The 21508-nt window shown below is 63.2% G+C and carries 21 protein-coding genes; 15 read left to right on the top strand and 6 right to left on the bottom strand.

Going from position 1 to position 21508, the window contains the following annotated elements; translation table 11 throughout:
- Nucleotides 1-6: 6 nt before the first annotated feature.
- From AB4Y34_RS05695 to AB4Y34_RS05675, 5 genes are all read right to left on the bottom strand, one after another.
- The gene (locus AB4Y34_RS05695; protein WP_368715486.1) at nucleotides 7-1458 is read right to left on the bottom strand and encodes a bifunctional 2-methylcitrate dehydratase/aconitate hydratase; all 1452 of its coding nucleotides are present in this window, start codon (nucleotides 1456-1458) and stop codon (nucleotides 7-9) included.
- 24 nt (nucleotides 1459-1482) lie between these two features.
- A complete protein-coding gene (locus tag AB4Y34_RS05690) occupies nucleotides 1483-1986 on the bottom strand; it encodes a hypothetical protein (protein ID WP_176107162.1) in 504 nt (167 codons plus the stop codon).
- Between the two features lie 100 nt (nucleotides 1987-2086).
- Nucleotides 2087-3274 carry a 2-methylcitrate synthase gene (gene prpC, locus AB4Y34_RS05685; protein WP_368715485.1) on the bottom strand — a complete coding sequence of 396 codons (1188 nt, stop codon included), beginning with the start codon at nucleotides 3272-3274 and terminating at the stop codon, nucleotides 2087-2089.
- A 57-nt stretch (nucleotides 3275-3331) separates the two neighbouring features.
- Nucleotides 3332-4348, bottom strand: coding sequence for a CoA ester lyase (locus AB4Y34_RS05680; protein WP_176378860.1), 1017 nt, complete (start codon nucleotides 4346-4348; stop codon nucleotides 3332-3334).
- Nucleotides 4349-4544: 196 nt separating this feature from the next.
- A complete protein-coding gene (locus tag AB4Y34_RS05675; protein ID WP_013092929.1) occupies nucleotides 4545-5528 on the bottom strand; it encodes a malate dehydrogenase in 984 nt (327 codons plus the stop codon).
- A 534-nt stretch (nucleotides 5529-6062) separates the two neighbouring features.
- On the opposite strand from AB4Y34_RS05675, the gene AB4Y34_RS05670 reads away from it, so the two are divergent.
- The 11 genes from AB4Y34_RS05670 to leuB all read left to right on the top strand — a co-directional run bounded on the left by AB4Y34_RS05670 (nucleotide 6063) and on the right by leuB (nucleotide 15835).
- Nucleotides 6063-6863: a GntR family transcriptional regulator gene (locus tag AB4Y34_RS05670; protein ID WP_176107165.1), complete on the top strand. Its 801-nt coding sequence runs from the start codon at nucleotides 6063-6065 to the stop codon at nucleotides 6861-6863.
- A gap of 156 nt (nucleotides 6864-7019) precedes the next feature.
- Nucleotides 7020-7436: a succinate dehydrogenase, cytochrome b556 subunit gene (gene sdhC / locus AB4Y34_RS05665; protein WP_013092931.1), complete on the top strand. Its 417-nt coding sequence runs from the start codon at nucleotides 7020-7022 to the stop codon at nucleotides 7434-7436.
- Nucleotides 7437-7439: 3 nt separating this feature from the next.
- Nucleotides 7440-7808: a succinate dehydrogenase, hydrophobic membrane anchor protein gene (gene sdhD / locus AB4Y34_RS05660; RefSeq protein WP_013092932.1), complete on the top strand. Its 369-nt coding sequence runs from the start codon at nucleotides 7440-7442 to the stop codon at nucleotides 7806-7808.
- A 4-nt stretch (nucleotides 7809-7812) separates the two neighbouring features.
- Nucleotides 7813-9588 carry a succinate dehydrogenase flavoprotein subunit gene (gene sdhA, locus AB4Y34_RS05655; protein ID WP_176378861.1) on the top strand — a complete coding sequence of 592 codons (1776 nt, stop codon included), beginning with the start codon at nucleotides 7813-7815 and terminating at the stop codon, nucleotides 9586-9588.
- A 26-nt stretch (nucleotides 9589-9614) separates the two neighbouring features.
- Nucleotides 9615-10319, top strand: a complete 705-nt coding sequence (locus AB4Y34_RS05650) for a succinate dehydrogenase iron-sulfur subunit (protein ID WP_008924387.1) — start codon at nucleotides 9615-9617, stop codon at nucleotides 10317-10319.
- 84 nt (nucleotides 10320-10403) lie between these two features.
- Nucleotides 10404-10676 (top strand): succinate dehydrogenase assembly factor 2, encoded by a 273-nt coding sequence (locus tag AB4Y34_RS05645; RefSeq protein WP_008924386.1) that lies wholly within the window; start codon nucleotides 10404-10406, stop codon nucleotides 10674-10676.
- Between the two features lie 72 nt (nucleotides 10677-10748).
- On the top strand, nucleotides 10749-12050 hold the full coding sequence (gltA, locus tag AB4Y34_RS05640) for a citrate synthase (protein WP_176107167.1): 1302 nt from the start codon (nucleotides 10749-10751) through the stop codon (nucleotides 12048-12050).
- Nucleotides 12051-12369: 319 nt separating this feature from the next.
- The gene (gene leuC, locus AB4Y34_RS05635; protein ID WP_176378862.1) at nucleotides 12370-13779 is read left to right on the top strand and encodes a 3-isopropylmalate dehydratase large subunit; all 1410 of its coding nucleotides are present in this window, start codon (nucleotides 12370-12372) and stop codon (nucleotides 13777-13779) included.
- A 5-nt stretch (nucleotides 13780-13784) separates the two neighbouring features.
- On the top strand, nucleotides 13785-13943 hold the full coding sequence (locus AB4Y34_RS05630) for an entericidin A/B family lipoprotein (RefSeq protein ID WP_013092936.1): 159 nt from the start codon (nucleotides 13785-13787) through the stop codon (nucleotides 13941-13943).
- An 83-nt stretch (nucleotides 13944-14026) separates the two neighbouring features.
- Nucleotides 14027-14680 carry a 3-isopropylmalate dehydratase small subunit gene (leuD, locus tag AB4Y34_RS05625; RefSeq protein WP_018424120.1) on the top strand — a complete coding sequence of 218 codons (654 nt, stop codon included), beginning with the start codon at nucleotides 14027-14029 and terminating at the stop codon, nucleotides 14678-14680.
- A gap of 87 nt (nucleotides 14681-14767) precedes the next feature.
- Nucleotides 14768-15835, top strand: coding sequence for a 3-isopropylmalate dehydrogenase (leuB, locus tag AB4Y34_RS05620; RefSeq protein WP_176378865.1), 1068 nt, complete (start codon nucleotides 14768-14770; stop codon nucleotides 15833-15835).
- A gap of 19 nt (nucleotides 15836-15854) precedes the next feature.
- On the opposite strand, the gene AB4Y34_RS05615 is transcribed toward leuB, so the two are convergent.
- A complete protein-coding gene (locus AB4Y34_RS05615; RefSeq protein ID WP_368715484.1) occupies nucleotides 15855-16100 on the bottom strand; it encodes a hypothetical protein in 246 nt (81 codons plus the stop codon).
- 63 nt (nucleotides 16101-16163) lie between these two features.
- Between AB4Y34_RS05615 and asd the strand changes: the two genes are divergently transcribed.
- From asd to AB4Y34_RS05595, 4 genes are all read left to right on the top strand, one after another.
- Nucleotides 16164-17285: an aspartate-semialdehyde dehydrogenase gene (gene asd, locus AB4Y34_RS05610; protein ID WP_176378867.1), complete on the top strand. Its 1122-nt coding sequence runs from the start codon at nucleotides 16164-16166 to the stop codon at nucleotides 17283-17285.
- Nucleotides 17286-17423: 138 nt separating this feature from the next.
- Nucleotides 17424-19958: a FimV/HubP family polar landmark protein gene (locus tag AB4Y34_RS05605; RefSeq protein WP_368715483.1), complete on the top strand. Its 2535-nt coding sequence runs from the start codon at nucleotides 17424-17426 to the stop codon at nucleotides 19956-19958.
- The gene (truA, locus tag AB4Y34_RS05600; RefSeq protein ID WP_176123359.1) at nucleotides 19955-20767 is read left to right on the top strand and encodes a tRNA pseudouridine(38-40) synthase TruA; all 813 of its coding nucleotides are present in this window, start codon (nucleotides 19955-19957) and stop codon (nucleotides 20765-20767) included. Before AB4Y34_RS05605 ends, truA begins: the two co-directional genes overlap by 4 nt.
- Nucleotides 20764-21474 (top strand): phosphoribosylanthranilate isomerase, encoded by a 711-nt coding sequence (locus AB4Y34_RS05595; RefSeq protein ID WP_368715655.1) that lies wholly within the window; start codon nucleotides 20764-20766, stop codon nucleotides 21472-21474. Before truA ends, AB4Y34_RS05595 begins: the two co-directional genes overlap by 4 nt.
- The last annotated feature ends 34 nt before the right edge of the window (nucleotides 21475-21508 follow it).

Raw genomic sequence — 21508 nt, 5'->3', positions numbered from 1 at the left:
CTCAGCCTAGATGACGTAAAGATCGACGTATTCATTGACCGGCGTCGCTTCGAGCTTGGCCTGGTCGAGCGAGACGTCGAGAATCGCCAGTTGTTGCTTGACCGGAAAGCGCCGCGCGAGGTTGGTCTTGAACTTCTCGACCAGCAACGGAATACCGTCCTCGCGGCGGCGCTTATGACCGATCGGGTATTCGACTACGACTTCCCCGAACTTCGACCCGTCGTTGAATTCGATCGTCAGTGCATTGGCGATCGAACGCTTCTCCGGGTCGTGATAATCCTTCGTGAACTGTGGATCTTCTACGCATTCCATTTTCGCGCGCAACGCATCGATACGCGAGTCCTGCGCCACTGAATCTTCGTAATCGGCGGCCGTCAGACGGCCGAAAATCAGCGGCACTGCGATCATGTACTGGATGCAATGATCACGGTCGGCCGGATTGTTCAGCGGGCCTTTTTTATCGATGATGCGAATCGCGGCTTCGTGCGTGCGGATCGTCACGCGGCGAATGTCTTCGACGCGCCGGCCTTGGCGCGAGAGCTGCGCATGCAGCGCGAGCGCGGCTTCCGCGGCGGTTTGCGCGTGGAACTCGGCCGGAAACGAGATCTTGAACAGCACGTTTTCCATCACGTACGAGCCGTACGGACGCTGGAACCGGAACGCGTTGCCGTTGAACAGCACGTCGTAGAAGCCCCACGTTTTCGCGCTGAGCACCGACGGATAGCCCATCTCGCCGGTCTTCGAGATCAGCGCGAGGCGCACGGCGCGCGCGGTGGCGTCGCCGGCAGCCCACGATTTGCGCGAACCGGTGTTCGGCGCATGGCGGTAGGTGCGCAGCGCCTGCCCATCGACGAGCGCCTGCGATACCGCGTTGATCAGCTCTTCGCGCGTGAGGCCGATCAGCTGGCCGACCACCGCGGTCGACGCGAGCTTGACGAGCAGCACATGATCGAGCCCGACCTTGTTGAACGAGTTCTCGAGCGCGATGCAGCCTTGAATTTCGTGCGCCTTGATCATCGAGATCAGGACGTCTTTCATCGTCAGCGGCGCTTTGCCGGCTGCGATGGCGGTACGCGAGAGCCAGTCGGCCGTCGCGAGAATGCCGCCGAGGTTATCGGACGGATGGCCCCATTCGGCCGCGAGCCAGGTGTCGTTGAAGTCGAGCCAGCGGATCATCGCGCCGATGTTGAAGGCGGCCTGAACGGGGTCCAGCTGGAACGACGTGCCCGGCACCTTCGCGCCGTTGGGGACGATCGTGCCTGCCACGATTGGTCCCATCAGCTTGGTGCAGGCCGGGTAGGTAAGCGCCTCGAGTCCGCAACCGAGCGTGTCGATCAGGCAATGACGCGCGGTTTCCAGCGCGAGCGCGTTGTCGATCCGGTAATCCAGCACGTAGTCGACGATATCGACCAGGACGGCGTCCGGGGCGGGTCGTACGTTGGAGATCGGGGCGGACATCGGGGGCTTCCCTGGCGGCGAAAATCAGTTGCCGGTCTTGTTGATCGCGTTCGATTGCGTTGCTGCCGGCGCGCCCTGTTCCATCGCGACCGTCTTGCACTCGTCGGCGAGACGCGAGCTGTCCTTGTCCTGGAACAGCATGGCCTTCGTCGGGATCACGACGAGGTCCATACCGGATGCCGCGTCGTGGAAGCGGTCAGCGCCCGTGGTGGTCGCTTCGCGCGGCAGGTTGTAGTTCTTGTTCGCCCAGTGAACGGTGACGATCTGGTCACGCTTCATGTCGCCTTTCATTTCGAAAGCCAGACCGTCCTTGCACGACCACTTTTCCGCCCCTTCCGGGATCGGATCGACCTTCGCTTCCTTCACCGGATTGGCCTTGCGCTTGACCAGGCGGCGCGGCTCCGGGCGCTTGGCGACGGCCTTCTTCGTGGTGGTGGTGGCCGTGTCCGCAGCAGCGGCGTCAGTCGCGACGGTCAGCATCGTCGTAGACAGGGCGCCAATCATGGCGGCGATCATCAGCTTTTTCATGGAGAAAACCTTTCTATCAAATCAGTTAAACAGTGCGCGGACGACCGGTCCGGCGGCCGCGCGGGTTGAACTGCACGCGCTGTGGAGCGCACAGCGACCGCTATTTTCTCCTATTTAGCGGCACGTACTTTAAATTCTCGGGTCCGGTGTAATTCGCGCTCGGCCGGATGATCTTGTTGTCGACGCGCTGTTCGATGATGTGCGCGCTCCATCCCGCCGTACGCGAGATCACGAACAGCGGCGTGAACATCGCGGTTGGCACGCCCATCATGTGATACGACACCGCGCTGAACCAGTCGAGGTTCGCGAACATCTTCTTCGCTTCCCACATCACCGATTCGAGGCGCTCGGCGATCGAGAACAGCTTCATGTTGCCCGCTTCCTTCGACAGCTTCTTCGCGACTTCCTTGATGACCTTGTTGCGCGGGTCCGAGATCGTGTACACCGGATGGCCGAAGCCGATCACGACTTCCTTGTTCTCGACGCGGCGGCGGATGTCGGCTTCGGCTTCGTCGGGTGTCTGGTAGCGCGACTGGATGTCGAACGCGGCTTCGTTGGCGCCGCCGTGCTTCGGGCCGCGCAGCGCGCCGATCGCGCCGGTGATCGCCGAATACATGTCCGAGCCCGTGCCCGCGATCACGCGGCCCGTGAACGTCGACGCATTGAACTCGTGCTCCGCGTACAGGTTCAGCGACACGTGCATCGCCTCGACCCACGCCTTCGACGGCTCGACGCCATGCAGCAGATGCAGGAAATGGCCGCCGATCGAATCGTCGTCGGTTTCGACCTCGATGCGCTTGCCGTTGTGCGAGTAGTGATACCAGTACAGCAGCATCGAGCCGAGCGAGGCCATCAGCTTGTCGGCGATGTCGCGCGCGCCGGGCAGGTTGTGATCGTCCTTCTCGGGCAGCACCGTGCCGAGCACCGACACGCCGGTGCGCATCACGTCCATCGGATGCGCGGCGGCCGGAATCCATTCGAGCGCGGCCTTCACGTTGGCGGGCAGACCGCGCATCGACTTCAGCTTCGTCTTGTAGGCGGTCAATTCGGACTGGGTCGGCAGCTTGCCGTGGACCAGCAGGTAAGCGATCTCCTCGAATTCGCACGCGCCTGCGATATCGAGAATGTCGTAGCCGCGATAGTGAAGATCGTTGCCGGTCTTGCCGACCGTGCACAGCGCGGTGTTGCCCGCGGTCACGCCCGACAGCGCGACGGATTTCTTCGGTTTGAAGCCGCTTTGCGTTTCGTTGCCGCCTGTTGCGTCAGCGGCTTGCGTCGTCTCGCTCATGTTCCGCCTACTCCTGTGTGCCGGCTCATCGCTGCCGCCGTTTGAAAAACGCGTCGCTTATGCCACTGACTGTCCGTTGGCGCCAACTTGCGCAAAGAGCGGCGCCGCTTCTTGCGGAACAGCGCGGCCGGTGTTCTGCGCGCGGCGCAGCACCGACCAGTAATAGCGGTAGCTCGCACGGTCGTGCAGCGTATCACCGTGACGCGTCGGGCCCCAATGCGCGGACTGCGCGGCCAGCAGGATTTCGGTGGCCGTCGCGATTTCTTCGTCGCGCGGCGCGAACGCGGCGACGATCGCCTCGATCTGCGCCGGATGAATGCTCCACATGCGCGTGTAGCCGAATTCATTGCGGGCGCGCTGCGCGTCATTTGCGACCACGCTCATGTCGCGCACTTCGGTGCTGACGTTGTGCGACGGCACCTTGCCGTACGCATGGCAGGCCGCCGAAATTTCGAGCTTCGCGCGCCGCACGAGCGGATGATCGAATTGGCCCGGCGAGCGCATCGCGGTATCGGGGATCGCGCCGTCGTGCGCGGAGACGAAGTCCATCAGGCCGAAGCTCAGCGCCTCGACGCCTGGCAGCGCGGCCAGTTCGAACACGCGCGTGAGCGCGCCGTGAGTTTCGACCAGCAACTGCACCGGCACCGGCTGCGCGATGCCGAGCTCGCGCCGCGTCGCCTCGATGAACGCGATCATTTCGGCGGCGTCGTGGACGTTGCGGATTTTGGGCAGCGTGATATAGGCGGGTGCCCGCTTTGCGGCGCGCAGAATCAGGCGCACGTCGTCGCGCCAGTGCGCGTGAGCGAAGTCGTGGATGCGTACGCCGACGCGGCCGAAGCGGTCGTGCTCGCTGCCCAGCAGCGATGCGACCAGTTCCGCGTGCTCGGCCTCGCGGCCGACCTGCGCGCCGTCTTCGCAATCGAGTGTGATATCGAACACCGGGCCGAGTTGCTGCTGTAACGCGAGCGACTTCAGCATCAGCTTTTCGCTTCCCGCGTAGTGGTCGCAGGCAGGCAGAACAGCGGGCGGCGCTTCGCCCTCAAACAGCACTTCGGCGGGTGTGAGAACGCGCATCTTCGGCGTGTGGGGCGTGGTGAGGATTAGGAATGTCGGATTCGGGTGTGCTCTGCGCAAGCGCAGTCGGGCGACGGCAAAGCACGTTCGAATCAGAGGCGAACGGTGACCATCGCGGCGCCATTCGCACGAAAAAAACCGGAACCCGCCGCGCTGACGCTTCGGAGTTCCGGTTCATCGGCATCAGATCAGATGCTTAGCCGAGCAGGTGCTGAACGCCGTCGCGCTCTTCCAGCAGTTCCTGCAGCGTAGCGTCCATCTTTTCGCGCGAGAACGCGTCGATTGCCAGACCTTCGACGCGCTTGTACTCGCCGTTTTCGCAGGTCACGGGCACGCCGTAGATGATGTCTTCAGGGATGCCGTACGAGCCGTCCGACGGGATGCCCATCGTGACCCACTTGCCGTTCGTGCCGAGCACCCAGTCACGCACGTGATCGATCGCAGCGTTAGCCGCCGATGCCGCCGACGACAGGCCGCGCGCTTCGATGATCGCCGCGCCGCGCTTGCCGACGGTCGGGATGAACGTGTTGCGGTTCCATTCTTCGTCGTTGATCAGCTTGGTCAGGTCCTGACCTTCAGCCGTTGCGACGCGGAAGTCCGGGTACATGGTCGGCGAGTGGTTGCCCCACACCGCGAGCTTTTCGATCGACGCGACCGGCTTGCCCGACTTGGCCGCCAGTTGCGACAGCGCGCGGTTGTGGTCCAGACGCAGCATCGCGGTGAAGTTCTTCTTCGGCAGATCTGGCGCCGACTTCATTGCGATGTACGCGTTCGTGTTGGCCGGGTTGCCGACCACCAGAACCTTCACGTCGCGGCTGGCGACTTCGTTAAGCGCCTTGCCCTGAACCGTGAAGATTTCGGCGTTGGCCGACAGCAGATCCTTGCGCTCCATGCCCTTCGAACGCGGACGCGCGCCGACGAGCAGGGCGATGTCGGCGTCCTTGAACGCGACCTTCGGGTCGTCCGTGATCACGACGCCCGACAGCAGCGGGAATGCGCAATCATCCAGTTCCATCACGACGCCTTTGACGGCGGCTTGCGCTTGCGGCAGATCGAGCAGTTGCAGGATCACCGGCTGGTCCTTGCCGAGCAGGTCGCCATTGGCGATGCGGAACAGCAGGGAGTAAGCGATTTGACCTGCGGCGCCGGTGACGGCAACGCGCTTTGCGGGCTTAGCCATTGAGAAATCTCCAGGACGATGCGTTAGACGCTAGGGAAAACGCCATTCTATATGCGCGTTCAGCGAAGCGTTATGAAACACGGCGGAATTCACTGTTCGCGTGCGGGCTCGGAATGTGCCGAGACCGGGCGGCGCGTTGCGGCAAGACCGCCGTGCCGGAAATCCGTACTACCGAGCGGGACGGGATGGCCCAGGGCTTACGCCGGGGCCGCAACTGCACGGTGCGGGCTCCTGCGAACAGCGCGTTTCGGCGAGTGTCGGGCCAGCGGCTGCAACACGGAACAGCACGCGAATGCAACGGATGGCGGCGAATCGAAACCTGGACTGCGTAGGGGACGGCATGGTGCAGAGTGGCGGCCGGAGCGTCGCGGTGCTGCATCAAACAGCTGCCGCAAAATCCCGCAAACCCTTGCTCGACAAGGAGTGTAGGAGTCGAAACCGACAAAGTCAACAGTATCTTATGTCTTATATAAGACACATCTATCGAGGGGAAAACCCTAGACGTGCCCCGGCGCTTTATGATGAAATGCGCGCATGAATTCGAACCCGGCGAATCCTGTAAACCCGAATGGCCAGGGGGCCGCGGGCGAAGCTGTATCCGCTGTTTCCGCTGCCGCGTCGCCGACCTTCAGCCCCTTGTATCAGCAGATCAAGGGCTTGATTACGCAGAGCCTCGAAAGCGGCGAATGGAAGCCGGGCGAGATCATTCCTAGTGAAGTCGAACTGGCCGCGCGTTTCAAGGTGAGTCAGGGTACGGTGCGCAAGGCGATCGACGAGCTGGCCGCCGACAACCTGCTGGTGCGCCGTCAGGGCAAGGGCACGTTCGTTGCGACGCACAACGAAGAACGCGCGCAGTTCCGTTTCCTGCGATTGCTCGCCGACGACGGCGCGGAGCATCCGCACGTGAGCCGTCTGCTCGAATGCCGGCGGCTGCGCGCATCGGCGGAAATCGCCCGGCAACTCGATCTGAAGCCGGCCGATCCGGTCGTGCTGATCAAGCGTTTGCTGCAGTTCGACGGCGAAGTGACCGTGCTCGACGAAATCTGGCTGCCAGGCGCCGTGTTCCGCGGGCTCACGCTCGAGCGGCTTTCGGAGTACAAAGGTCCCCTCTACGCGATGTTCGAGACCGAATTCGGCACCCGCATGATTCGCGCGACGGAAAAAATCCGCGCTGTCGCGGCGGAGCCTTCCGTGGCAGACCTGCTGCATGTGCCGGCGGGTTTTCCGTTGCTCTCGGTCGAGCGCGTGTCCTATACCTATGGGGACCGGCCGGTTGAGGTCCGGCGAGGTTGGTATGTCACAACCGGGTATTACTATCAGAACGATCTGAGCTGAATCGGGCTGAAACGAGGCGCGGCGTCCCACACGCGTGCCGATCGGAAGGCGCTTTCATAGCGCGCGCAGCAAGGACCTGGCGTGGTTTTCGCTGCAGCGCGATATAAAAAGGCGCTAAAATTGCGGATTAGTGTGACTACATAGTAGGGGTCTAGCATGGCAGAAGCGGTAAAGAAACCGAGGCCGGAATTCCGGAACATCGGTATTGGGCAAATATTGACGGCATACCGTCTCCCGCTGGCGGGGCGCGTGTCGATTCTGCATCGTGTGAGCGGTGCCTTGTTGTTTCTTTTCCTTCCGTTCCTGCTGTTCCTCTTCGATCAGAGCCTGACTTCCGAACTGAGCTTCGAAGTCTTCAAGGGCTTCCTCTCCAACATCATCGTCAAGCTGATCACGCTGGTTCTCGCGTGGGCTTTCCTGTTCCATTTCTGCGCCGGCATCCGTCACCTCTTGATGGATACGAATCACGATGCCGTGTCGAAAGAAAAGGGCAAGTCGACCTCTATCGTCGTGTTTGTCGTGTCGTCGCTGCTTACCATCGCATTCGCGGCAAAACTGTTCGGAGCATTCTAAAAAATGGCAGCCAATAACCGAATCGGTTCGAAGCGTCTCGTCGTCGGCGCGCATTACGGTCTGCGCGACTGGCTCGCGCAACGCGTCACCGCCGTCGTGATGGCGGTGTACACGGTGATTCTGCTCGCGTGGTTCTTCCTCGCACGCGACTTCTCGTACGACGGCTGGGCGTCGATCTTCGCGACGCAGTGGATGAAGCTCGCCACGTTCGTCACGCTTCTCTCGCTGTTCTATCACGCGTGGGTGGGTGTGCGCGACATCTGGATGGATTACGTGAAGCCCGTTGGCACGCGTCTCGTCCTGCAGGCGCTGACGATCCTCTGGCTGCTCGCATGTGCGGGCTACGCTGCGCAGATTCTCTGGAGAGTATAAAAGCATGGTTGCAATCAAGAATTCTCTGCCGCGTCGCAAGTTTGACGTGGTTATCGTCGGCGCGGGCGGCTCGGGGATGCGCGCGTCGCTGCAACTGGCGCGCGCCGGTCTGTCGGTCTGCGTGCTGTCCAAGGTGTTTCCGACGCGTTCGCATACGGTCGCGGCCCAGGGCGGCATCGGCGCTTCGCTCGGCAACATGAGCGAAGACAACTGGCACTATCACTTCTACGACACGATCAAGGGCTCCGACTGGCTCGGCGACCAGGACGCGATCGAGTTCATGTGCCGTGAAGCACCGAACGCCGTCTACGAACTCGAACACTTCGGCATGCCGTTCGACCGTAACGCCGACGGCACGATCTATCAGCGCCCGTTCGGCGGCCACACCGCGAACTACGGCGAAAAGCCGGTGCAACGCGCTTGCGCAGCGGCTGACCGTACCGGTCACGCGCTGCTGCACACGCTGTACCAGCAGAACGTTGCTGCCAAGACGCAATTCTTCGTCGAATGGATGGCGCTGGACCTGATCCGCGACGCCGACGGCGACGTGCTCGGCGTGACCGCGCTGGAAATGGAAACCGGCGACGTCTACATCCTCGAAGGCAAGACCACGCTGTTCGCCACGGGCGGCGCAGGCCGGATCTTCGCGGCATCGACCAACGCGTTCATCAACACCGGTGACGGCCTCGGCATGGCGGCCCGTTCGGGCATCGCGCTGCAGGACATGGAATTCTGGCAATTCCACCCGACCGGCGTGGCCGGCGCGGGCGTGCTGATCACCGAAGGCGTGCGCGGCGAAGGCGGTATTCTGCGTAACTCGAACGGCGAGCGTTTCATGGAACGCTACGCGCCGACGCTGAAGGACCTGGCGCCGCGCGACTTCGTTTCGCGTTCGATGGACCAGGAAATCAAGGAAGGCCGCGGCGTGGGTCCGAACAAGGATCACGTGCTGCTCGACCTGTCGCACATCGGCGCCGAGACGATCATGAAGCGTCTGCCGTCGATCCGCGAGATCGCGCTGAAGTTCGCGAACGTCGACTGCATCAAGGAGCCGATCCCGGTCGTGCCGACCATCCACTACCAGATGGGCGGTATTCCGACGAACATCAACGGCCAGGTCGTCGGTACGCCGAAGGGCCACGAAGAAGTCGTCAACGGTTTCTACGCAGTGGGCGAATGCTCGTGCGTGTCGGTGCACGGTGCGAACCGTCTCGGCACGAACTCGCTGCTCGACCTGGTGGTGTTCGGCCGCGCTGCCGGCAATCACATCGTCAAGCACGTGAAGGAACTGAAGGAACACAAGCCGCTGCCGGCAGATGCAGCCGACTTCGCGCTGTCGCGTCTGGCGAAGCTCGATAGCTCGTCGTCGGGCGAGTACGCCCAGTCGGTCGCGAACGACATCCGCGGCACGATGCAGAAGCACGCTGGCGTGTTCCGCACCTCGGCGCTGCTGGCCCAAGGTGTCGAAGCCATCCGCGAAGTGGCCGCACGCGTCGACAACATCCATCTGAAGGATAAGTCGAAGGTGTTCAACACGGCCCGCGTCGAAGCGCTGGAAGTGGCGAACCTGATCGAAGTGGCACGCGCCACGATGGTCTCCGCCGAAGCGCGCAAGGAAAGCCGCGGCGCGCACGCGCAAAACGACTTCGAACATCGCGACGACGAAAACTGGCTGCGCCATACGTTGTGGTTCAGCGAAGGCGATCGCCTCGACTACAAGCCGGTTCACATGCAGCCGCTGACCGTCGAATCGGTTCCGCCGAAAGCGCGTACCTTCTAAGGCACAAGTCAAAGGAATTCAGAGAAATGGCCAAGCGTACATTTGAAATTTACCGCTACGATCCGGACAAGGACGCCGCTCCGCGCATGCAAACGTACGAGATCGAAATCGACTCGCACGAACGCATGCTGCTCGACGCGCTCGTCAAGCTGAAGGCGCTCGACGAAACCCTGTCGTTCCGTCGCTCGTGCCGCGAAGGCGTGTGCGGTTCGGACGCAATGAACATCAACGGCAAGAACGGCCTCGCGTGCCTGACGAACCTGAACGACCTGCCGCAGAAGATCGTGCTGCGTCCGCTGCCGGGCCTGCCCGTCGTGCGTGACCTGATCTGCGACTTCACGCAGTTCTTCAACCAGTATCACTCGATCAAGCCGTACCTGATCAACGATACGCCGCCGCCGGAAAAGGAGCGTCTGCAGTCGCCGGAAGAACGCGACGAGCTCGACGGCCTGTACGAATGTATCCTGTGCGCGAGCTGCTCGACGTCGTGCCCGAGCTTCTGGTGGAATCCGGACAAGTTCGTCGGCCCGGCCGGTCTGCTGCAAGCCTACCGCTTCATCGCGGACAGCCGCGACCAGGCAACCGGCGAGCGCCTCGATAACCTCGAAGACCCTTACCGTCTGTTCCGTTGCCACACGATCATGAACTGCGTCGACGTTTGCCCGAAGGGCCTGAACCCGACCAAGGCAATCGGCAAGATCAAGGAATTGATGGTTCGCCGCGCTGTCTAGTATCAATGAGCCCCGCGCTCCTTGGCGCAGGCTGTCCCCGAGAGGGCAGTCAGCGCGCCTGGGCGCGGCGCGGGGTGTACCGACATGACCGATACATCGCATCAGTCCGACCCTCTCCGCCGCGCGCGTCTTCGCTGGCGCGCACGGCGGGGCCTGCTGGAAAACGACCTGATTTTCGAGCGTTTTTTCAGCCGATATGAGCATGACCTCAGCGATGCCGACGTTGGCGCACTCACGCGCCTGCTCGAGCTGAGCGATAACGACCTGATGGACTTGCTGCTCGCACGCAAGGAACCAGAAGGCGATCTAGCCGACCCGGACGTGGTCCGGGTTCTGGAGTTGCTGCGCAATGCTTGAGCGCCGCCAGTCCGTTGTTCCAGGCGTGCAATTATCGAAACCCTGTATCCATACTTCGATTGAGGATGTGCTATGACCCCGTCAGATGTTAAAGCCACGCTATCGTTTAGCGACAATTCGCCGAGCGTTGAAATGCCGATTTACAAGGGCACGATTGGCCCGGATGTAATCGACATTCGCAAACTGTACGGCCAGACCGGCAAATTCACGTACGACCCGGGCTTCATGTCGACGGCGGCGTGCAATTCGGCGATCACCTACATCGACGGCGACAAGGGCGAATTGCTCTACCGCGGCTACGCGATCGACAACCTCGCGCAGAACGCCGACTTCCTCGAAACCTGCTATCTGCTGCTGAACGGCGAGCTGCCGAACGAAAAGCAGAAGACCGAATTCGTCGGCACCGTCACGAAGCACACGATGGTGCACGAGCAGATGCAGTTCTTCTTCCGCGGCTTCCGTCGCGACGCGCACCCGATGGCGATTCTGGTTGCCGCAGTCGGCGCGCTGTCGGCGTTCTATCACGACTCGCTCGACATCAACAACCCGCGTCACCGCGAAGTGTCGGCGATCCGCATGATCGCCAAGCTGCCCACGCTGGTCGCGATGGCGTACAAGTACAGCATCGGCCAGCCGTTCGTGTATCCGAAGAACGACCTGTCGTACAGCGCAAACTTCATGCGCATGATGTTCTCGAATCCGTGCGAAGAGTACGTGGTCAACGACGTGCTGGTGCGCGCGCTCGACCGTATCCTGATCCTGCACGCGGACCACGAGCAGAACGCGTCGACCTCGACCGTGCGTCTCGCCGGTTCGTCGGGTGCGAATCCGTTCGCGTGTATCGCAGCGGGTATCGCGTGTCTGTGGGGCCCGGCGCACGGCGGCGCGAACGAAGCCGCGCTGAACATGCTGGAAGAAATCGGCTCGGTCGACAACATCCCTGAGTTCATCAAGCAGGTGAAGGACAAGAACTCGGGCGTGAAGCTGATGGGCTTCGGCCACCGCGTGTACAAGAACTACGACCCGCGCGCGAAGCTGATGCGCGAAACCTGCCACGAAGTGCTCGAAGAACTGGGCCTGCACGACGACCCGCTGTTCAAGCTCGCGATGGAACTCGAAAAGATCGCGCTCGAAGACGAATACTTCGTGTCGCGCAAGCTGTACCCGAACGTCGACTTCTACTCGGGTATCGTGCAGCGCGCGCTGGGCATTCCGACGTCGATGTTCACGTGTATCTTCGCGATGGCACGCACGGTCGGCTGGATCGCGCAGTGGAACGAAATGATCGCCGATCCCGAGCAGAAGATTGGTCGTCCGCGTCAGCTGTTCGTCGGCGAGACGCTGCGTCAAGCGAAGCCGATCGCACAGCGCTAAGCGCTGATCGACAGCGATACGCGCGCCTGGCCGCGGCATTCGTGCCGCGCATAAGCGCGAAATCGGAGCAAATAAAACGCCTCAACGGGTCTGCCGTTGGGGCGTTTCCGTTTCTGCGGCCGCCGCGGATCGTGCATGCGGCGCATTGGCGCCGCCGCTCGCCGATGCTTGCCGGGTAACACCGATACAGGTATTGGCACTACCAGCCAACTCCATGTTTTTTATCGGTTTTTTCGCTGTTTAAGCAGCCCATCGCGGTGCGTCGCGTGGCATAATCGACCGACACAGTCAGCCCGCAGTCATTACTACCCCGCATACCATGGCACAGACTCTCTACGACAAATTGTGGAACACGCACGTGGTCCACACGGAAGACGACGGCACCGCGATTCTCTACATCGACCGTCACCTGCTGCATGAAGTGACCAGCCCGCAGGCGTTCGAAGGCCTGAAAATGGCTCACCGTCCGGTGTGGCGCATCAGCGCGAACCTGGCCGTGTCCGATCACAACGTGCCAACCACGGACCGCAGCCACGGCATCGCCGATCCAGTCTCGAAGCTGCAGGTCGACACGCTCGACGCGAACTGCGACGCCTTCGGCATCACGCAGTTCAAGATGAACGACCAGCGTCAGGGCATCGTCCACATCATCGGGCCGGAACAGGGGGCTACGCTGCCGGGTATGACGATCGTCTGCGGCGACTCGCACACGTCCACGCACGGCGCGTTCGGCGCGCTCGCGCATGGCATAGGCACGTCGGAAGTCGAGCACGTGCTGGCCACGCAAACGCTGCTGCAGAAGAAGAGCAAGAACATGCTCGTGAAGGTCGAAGGCCAACTGCCGCGCGGCTGTACCGCGAAGGACATCGTGCTCGCGATCATCGGCAAAATCGGCACCGCGGGCGGCACCGGTTACGCGATGGAATTCGGCGGCTCGACGATCCGTTCGCTGACGATGGAAGGCCGCATGACGGTCTGCAACATGGCGATCGAAGCGGGCGCGCGCGCCGGCATGGTCGCCGTCGACGACACCACGATCGAATACCTGAAAGGCCGTCCGTTCTCGCCGCAGGGCGTCGAATGGGATCACGCGGTCGAGTACTGGAAGCAGTTCAAGTCGGACGAGGGCGCGCATTTCGATCGCGTGGTCGAGCTGAACGCGGCCGAAATCGTGCCGCAGGTCACTTGGGGCACGTCGCCGGAAATGGTCACGCCGGTCGACGGCCGCGTGCCGGATCCGGAGCGCGAGAAGGACCCGGTCAAGCGCGACGCGATGGAGCGTGCGCTCAAGTACATGGCGCTCGAGCCGAACGCGCCGATCGAGTCAATCAAGCCGGATAAAATCTTCATCGGGTCGTGCACCAACGCGCGCATCGAAGACATTCGCGCCGCGGCTTACGTCGTGAAGAAGCTCGGCCGCCGCGTCGCGCCGAACATCCGTCTGGCGATGGTCGTGCCGGGTTCGGGTCTCGTGAAGGCGCAGGCGGAGCGTGAAGGCCTCGACAAGGTCTTTACCGAGGCCGGGTTCGAATGGCGTGAGCCGGGTTGCTCGATGTGTCTGGCAATGAACGCTGACCGGCTCGAGCCGGGCGAGCGCTGCGCGTCCACGTCGAACCGGAACTTCGAAGGTCGTCAGGGCGCCGGTGGGCGCACGCACCTGGTGAGCCCCGCAATGGCCGCGGCTGCAGCCATCGAAGGGCATTTCGTCGACATTCGCAAGCTTGGATGAATCGCATGATGAAGAACATGAATCGCATCACTCTATTGCGCCGCTTCGCACTCGGCACGCTCGCCGGGCTTCTGCTCGGGCTGGCCGGATGCAACACGGTGCACGGATTCGGCCAGGACATGTCGCACCTCGGCAATTCGATCAGCAATCACGCTGAGAAATAAGCGGTTTTTGATTTTTGCCGGCGATGCGGCGCGGGGGTCCAACCGCCGGTCGCATCGCCCGGTCCTGAACAGGCGCAAGCGTCATGGATAAATTCATCGTACACACCGGCGTCGTGGCGCCGCTCGATCGCGAGAACGTCGACACGGACGCGATCATTCCGAAGCAGTTCCTGAAGTCGATCAAGCGCACGGGCTTCGGTCCGAACGCGTTCGACGAATGGCGCTACCTCGACCACGGCGAACCGGGTCAGGACAACTCGAAGCGTCCGCTGAACCCCGACTTCGTGCTGAACCAGCCGCGCTATCAGGGCGCCTCGGTGCTGCTCGCGCGCAAGAATTTCGGTTGCGGCAGCTCGCGCGAACACGCGCCCTGGGCGTTGCAGCAGTACGGCTTTCGCGCGCTGATCGCGCCGAGCTTCGCCGACATCTTTTACAACAACTGCTTCAAGAACGGCGTGCTGCCGATCGTGCTGACCGAACAGCAGGTCGATCATCTGTTCAACGAGACGTATGCGTTCAACGGCTTCGAGCTGACGATCGACCTCGAAGCGCAAGTCGTGCGCACGGCCGACGGCGGCACCGAATATCCGTTCGAAGTCGCGGCGTTCCGCAAATACTGCCTGCTGAACGGTTTCGACGACATCGGCCTCACGCTGCGTCACGCGGACAAGATCCGCCAGTTCGAAGCGGAGCGTCTCGCGAAGCAGCCGTGGCTGAACAATCGCCTCGTCCGTTAAGCGAACCCGTGAGAATGTAGGCGCGTCTAGTCCGCGCCCGCGTCGGTTTGCGCGAGAAACACCCGAAAAAATCATCAAGGAATTCTCATGAAGATCGCAGTATTGCCGGGCGACGGCATCGGTCCCGAAATCGTCAAGGAGGCCGTCAAGGTCCTGAACGTGCTCGGCGAGAAGTTCGAACTCGAAGAAGCGCCGGTCGGCGGCGCGGGCTACGAAGCGAAGGGCCATCCGCTGCCCGATTCGACGCTCGCACTGGCGAAGGAAGCCGACGCGATCCTGTTCGGCGCGGTCGGCGACTGGAAATACGACAAGCTCGAACGCGCGCTGCGCCCGGAGCAGGCGATCCTCGGTCTGCGCAAGCACCTGGAACTATTCGCGAACTTCCGTCCGGCGATCTGCTACCCGCAACTGACGGGTGCGTCGTCGCTGAAGGAAGAGATCGTTTCGGGTCTCGACATCCTGATCGTGCGCGAACTGAACGGCGACATCTACTTCGGCGCGCCGCGCGGCGTGCGTACGTCGCCGGACGGCCTGTTCGCCGGCGCGAAGGAAGGCTTCGACACGATGCGCTATTCGGAACCGGAAGTGCGCCGCATCGCGCACGTCGCGTTCCAGGCGGCGCAAAAGCGCGGCAAGAAGCTGACCTCGGTCGATAAAGCCAACGTGCTCGAAACGTCGCAGTTCTGGAAGGACGTGATGATCGACGTGTCGAAGGAATATACGGACGTCGAGCTGTCGCACATGTACGTCGACAACGCCGCGATGCAACTCGTGAAGGCGCCGAAGTCGTTCGACGTGATCGTGACGGGCAACATGTTCGGCGACATCCTTTCCGACGAAGCGGCCATGCTGACCGGCTCGATCGGCATGCTGCCGTCGGCGTCGCTCGACAAGAACAACAAGGGCTTGTACGAGCCGTCGCACGGTTCCGCACCGGATATCGCCGGCAAGGGCGTTGCAAATCCGCTCGCTACGATTCTCTCCGCCGCGATGATGTTGCGCTATTCGCTCAATAGGGCCGAGCAGGCTGATCGCATCGAAACCGCGGTGAAGAAGGTGCTCGAACAAGGCTATCGCACCGGCGACATTCTCACGCCGGGTTGCAAGCAGGTCGGCACCGCCGCGATGGGCGATGCCGTCGTGGCCGCGCTGTAAAACGCGTGCAGTAGTCAGGTCACCAATACTGATCATTAAAGCGCGAATCGTCCTTGAAACAGGCCGATTCGCGCGTCATACGGCGACGAACGCCGCCAGTTTTCTGTTTTTCGTGTATATTGTTGCGATGGCTCAGATCTCCCAAATCTCCTCGATTTCCAAATTGCACGGCACAACGGCCCGTGCAATCGAGTTCGCCATTACCATCAAAACCATTACCCCGAAAACGATCACGAAGCGCTGATCGTCCGTCGTGCCCGCCCATCTTCCCCGCGCGGTCACTGCGGGCAAAGATGCGGGGAAGTTTCCATTCGAAGGGTATGAAGTCATGAACGTAGGTCTCGTAGGTTGGCGCGGCATGGTCGGCAGCGTCCTGATGCAACGCATGCAGCAGGAAGGCGATTTCGACTTGATCGAACCGGTGTTTTTCAGCACCAGCAACGCGGGTGGCAACGCGCCGTCGTTCGCCAAAAACGAGACCAAGCTCAAAGATGCGACAAGCATCGAAGACCTGAAGAAGTGCGACGCGATCATCTCCTGCCAGGGCGGTGACTACACGAACGAAGTGTTCCCGAAGCTGCGCGCGGCGGGCTGGAACGGTTACTGGATCGACGCAGCTTCGTCGCTGCGCATGAAGGACGATGCGGTCATCATTCTCGATCCGGTCAACCTCGACGTGATCAAGAACGCGCTCGTCAAAGGTCAGAAGAACTTCATCGGCGGCAACTGCACGGTCAGCCTCATGCTGATGGCGCTGGGCGGCCTGTTCCGCGAAAACCTCGTCGACTGGATGACGGCCATGACTTACCAGGCCGCATCGGGCGCGGGTGCGCAGAACATGCGCGAATTGCTGTCACAAATGGGCACGCTGAACGGCGCGGTGAAGAACGAACTGGCTGACCCGGCTTCGGCGATTCTCGACATCGACCGCCGCGTGCTCGAAGCGATGAACAGCGACAGCATGCCGACCGACCATTTCGGCGTGCCGCTCGCGGGCTCGCTGATTCCGTGGATCGACAAGGATCTCGGTAACGGCATGTCGAAGGAAGAGTGGAAGGGCGGCGCGGAAACCAACAAGATTCTCGGCAAGCCGGCCATGGGCACGCCGGGTTCGATTCCGGTCGACGGTCTGTGCGTGCGAATCGGCGCAATGCGCTGTCACTCGCAAGCGCTGACGATCAAGCTGAACAAGGACGTACCGCTCGACGAAGTGAACAGCATCCTCGCGTCGGGCAACGACTGGGTCAAGGTCGTGCCGAACGAGCGCGAAGCGTCGATACGCGATCTGTCCCCGGCGGTCGTCACCGGTACGCTGACGGTGCCAGTCGGCCGCGTGCGCAAGCTCGCGATGGGTGGCGAATATCTGTCGGCCTTCACGGTCGGCGATCAGCTGCTGTGGGGCGCGGCTGAACCGCTGCGTCGTATGCTTCGCATTGTGCTCGACAAGTAAAGTAAACTACGCGCTCACGACGCGTAGACAACTCAAGAAGCGTCGCGCTTGCGCGGCGCTTTTTTCATTCTGTGCTCCGATCATCTTGTCTCTTTCCACTCGCAAAAAAGGCTGCGCGCTGACGCGCCAGGAGTCCCGATGAACTTTCGACGCTCCGCTCTTCGGGCCATGTTCATTCGTCACGAGAAGGTGCGATCCAGCAGCCGTCCGGCGGCGATGGCCGCTGGTGCCGCTTTCGCCATTGCTTTGCTCGGCGGTGGCGCGGGCAATGCGCTTGCCGCGCCGGCTCGTGCCACGGGCACGCCGGATACCACTTCCGCTGCCAGTTCCACTACCGCTGTCGTTGCCGTCGTCGCGGGCGCGCAGTACACCGTACACGCAGGGCAGTCGCTGAACGATGTCGCGATCGCTATTACGCAGTCGCATGACCGCGCGGTTCTCGCGCGCGCGACGCGCGCATTGTTCGACACGAATCCGGCTGCGTTCATGAATCACGATCCGAGCCGCATGCGTGTGGGCGCGGTGTTGATTGTGCCGGCTCTCGATGCGTCGGGGGCCTTGGCGGCTTCGTCGACTGGGGCCTCGGTGGGGGCGTCCGAGTCCACGGCGGCTGTGCCCGCTTCCGCGCCGACGGCGGCACCTGTCGAGGCGGCGGCCAGCACGGCGAGTGCGGCCAGCGCCGCAGCTCAAGCGACGACGCCAGCCGCATCCGAGGTCTCTGGCGCGGCCAGCGCGGCGGTATCGACTGGCGCGGCGGCGGGGAGCTTGGCTTCGTCCGCGCCAGTGGCCGGTTCGGCGTCCGTGGCGGCGAGTGGCACCCAGGAATGGAGCGGATCGATTCAACCGGCGGCGAGCGCGCCTGCCGGGCAAGCGCCGTCGGCGGCAACCGCTATTGCACCGGCGGCCACAGCCGCGCAGGCGGCTTCGCAGCCGCGTCAGCAGGTGTCGAGTCTGCAGCAACTGCTGGCGCTGAAAAACCGTGTGCTGATGGAATTGCAGAAACACGGTATTGGCGGGGTGCCGGTCGCTTCGGGCCCGAAGCCGACGAGCGCTGCGCAGCCCGCAGCTGCAGGCTCAGCGGCGACAGTGCCCGTGGCGCCGCAGCACGCGAATGCGGCGACGTCGCCGTCGAATGACGGCGGCCTGTCTCAGCGCAATTTGAGCATCGCGGCGGCGGTGGGCGCGGCATTGGTCGTTCTGCTCGCTGCTCTGCGCATGGGTCGCCGCAAGCGCGAAAAGGAGGCTGCGGCGCGGGGTGCCGAGGCAACTGATACCGCAGTGGCGGGATCGGCGGATAACGCCGATTCGCACGATGGCAGCGCGGTGGCAGGGCAGGCAGCGGTCACGGAGGCATCGGACGCGCAAGATCAGGAGCGTGCGCGGCAGGCCGCTGCGGCGGCAGCGGCGGAGCATGCGGCTGCGGAGCGTGAGGCAGCAGAACGGGCAGCGGCAGAAAGCGCGGCCGCAGAACGTGCAGAGGCCGAGCAGCAGGCCGCTGCGGAAAGAGCCGCAGCCGAACAGGCCGCAGACGAGCGAGCAGCAGCAGAGCGAGCAGGAGCCGAGGAACATGCCGCGGCGGAACGCGTGGCAGCGGAACGCGCAGCAGCCGAACAAGCAGCAGCCGAACAGGCAGCGGCCGAACAAGCAGCGGCACGCGTCGCCGCCGAACATGCGGAAGCGGAACGCACAGCAGCAGCGCGCATCGCAGCCGAGCGCGCCGCAGAGGTACAGGCGACACAGCATGCAGGCACGCCCGAACCTACCGCACCGACGGCGCCACTCGCCGGCATCCCGCCGTCCAGCGAAAGCGAGCCGTCCACTGAGCCTCCATCGGTTGCACCGGCCGCCGACGAGACGCTGCGCTCCGCGGCCACGGCCGCCAATCTCGCCGCCGCAGCAGAACTCGGCGCCGACGCGTTGCCGCTGGGGCCGCTCGAACCGGCCATCGGTGCGACGCAGGACGAGAACGCGCATCCCGTGCAATGGGACGAGGAATCAACAAAAAGCCCGACCGCACCGCACACCGCCACGGCCGAACCGCAGTCCCCCCTGAACGTTCCACCCCCAGTGATCGATTTCACGCAACACCAGATCGAACCGCGCGCCACCACGTCGCTCGGTCAGCCGTTAGGCGACATCCCCGTGCCGGCGCAACCCGCGCCGTCCGCGCCGACCGAATTCCCGCGCGACGCCGTCCACGCATTCGGCAGCCTGAACATGCCGCTGCCGCCGCGCATCGAAGTGCCCACCGTCGGCGAAGCGGTGCCGTCCACGTCGCTGTCGACGCAACCGGTCGCATCGCCCGACACGACCGCGCAGCAGGCCTTCGGCGTCCACGGCGCGGACGACGACGCGCCGCACATCGCCGAGCAGATCGCCGCCGGCACAGCGGGTCACGGCGCCGTCGCGGGTCTCGGCGCGGCTGGCTTCGGCGCGCTGAAGCTCGACTTCGACCTCGAGTTGCCGCCGAGCCCCGCCCAGCCGCTGCCGGCCTTCACGCCGGCCGATCTCGCCCGTATCGCGCGCAACAAGCTGGAGTTGGCCGCCGAGTACATCGAGCTCGGCGATCTGGGGGGCGCCCGCGCGCTCATCAACGAAGTGATCGAAGCGAACGATCCAGCCACGCGCACCGAAGCCCGCGCGTTGCTTTCGACCCTCGCGCCGCTGTCGTGAAACGCATCGCATTAGGCGTCCAGTACGACGGCGCCGCGTTCGCTGGATGGCAGTCGCAGCCGCACGGCAACACGGTTCAGGACGAACTCGAACGGGCGCTGCGCGAATTCACGCGCACGCCCGTGCACACGGTGGTCGCCGGCCGCACTGACCGCGGCGTGCATGGCTTGGGCCAGGTCGTACATTTCGACACCGAACTCGACCGCGTCGATATCTCCTGGGTGCGCGGCCCGAACGCGTTTCTGCCGAAGACGATCGGGGTGCAATGGGCCAAGCCGATGCCCGACGATTTTCACGCGCGGTTTTCGGCATTCGAGCGGACCTATTACTACGTGCTGTACGTCAGTCCGGTTCGCTCACCGATGCTCACGACCCGCGCCGGCTGGGTGCACACGCCACTCGACGTCGACGCGATGCGCTCGGCCGCGGAGCACCTGATCGGCGAGCACGACTTTTCGGCCTTTCGTTCGTCGCAATGCCAGTCGAAGACGCCGTTCAAGCATCTGTACCAGATCGACGTCAAACGACAGGGTAACTTCGTGCATTTCCGCTTTCGCGCGAACGCGTTCCTGCATCACATGGTGCGCAACGTGATGGGCTGTCTGATCGAAATCGGCAGCGGCCGCCGCCCGGCCGCGTGGATGGCCGACGTGCTCGCGAGCCGCAGCCGCGACTGCGCGGCGCCCACCTTTATGCCCGACGGCCTGTATCTCGCGCAAGTGGGCTATCCTGAGCAATTCGGCGTGCCCGACCCGGCGACGGGCAGCGTGCCGTGGAGCAGCGTATGGACAGAACAACCGGAAACATGAAAGCCGCAGAGACCCCCGCCAACCAGGCCCACGCCACCGCCTTGCAAAGTGTGCCGCATCGCACGCGCATCAAGCTGTGCGGACTGTCGCAGCCCGCCGACATCGCACACGCGATCGACCTCGGCGCCGACGCCATCGGCCTGGTGTTCTATCCGCCGAGCGCGCGCTCGGTGAGCGTCGCGCAAGCGGTCGAACTCGTGCACGACATGCCGCCGTTCGTGTCGGTCGTCGGCCTGTTCGTCAACGCGACGCCGGACTGGGTCCAGGAAGTCGCGAGCAATGTGAACCTGGCGATGTTGCAGTTCCACGGCGACGAGACGCCGGAACAGTGCGAGACGCTCGCCGGCGTTGCGGGTTTGCCTTGGTTGCGTGCGCTGCGGGTCGCGGCGGATACTCGATCGGCCGATTTGGTAAAATCGGCGTTCAACTATTCAGCAGCCAGTGGTCTTCTGTTCGACACCCATGTCGAAGGCTACGGCGGCGGCGGGAAGGTTTTCGATTGGTCACTTATTCCAGCAGAGCTCGCGCATCGGGCCGTTTTGAGTGGTGGGTTGAACACGCAAAACGTCAGTGATGCGATCCATCGCGTGCGCCCGTACGCGGTCGATGTCTCGAGCGGCATCGAAGTGCCGGGCGCCCGGGGCGTGAAAGATCACGCCCGGATGGCGGCGTTCGTACGCGCGGTGCGCGCCGCGGACGCTGAATGATTCAGGCTCGCGGGCGCTTTCCGATGAAAGCCGC

This window comes from Paraburkholderia sp. BR10954, assembly GCF_040965775.1.
GTDB classification, from domain to species: Bacteria; Pseudomonadota; Gammaproteobacteria; order Burkholderiales; family Burkholderiaceae; genus Paraburkholderia; species Paraburkholderia youngii.
This window is presented reverse-complemented; position numbering and strand designations above follow the sequence as displayed.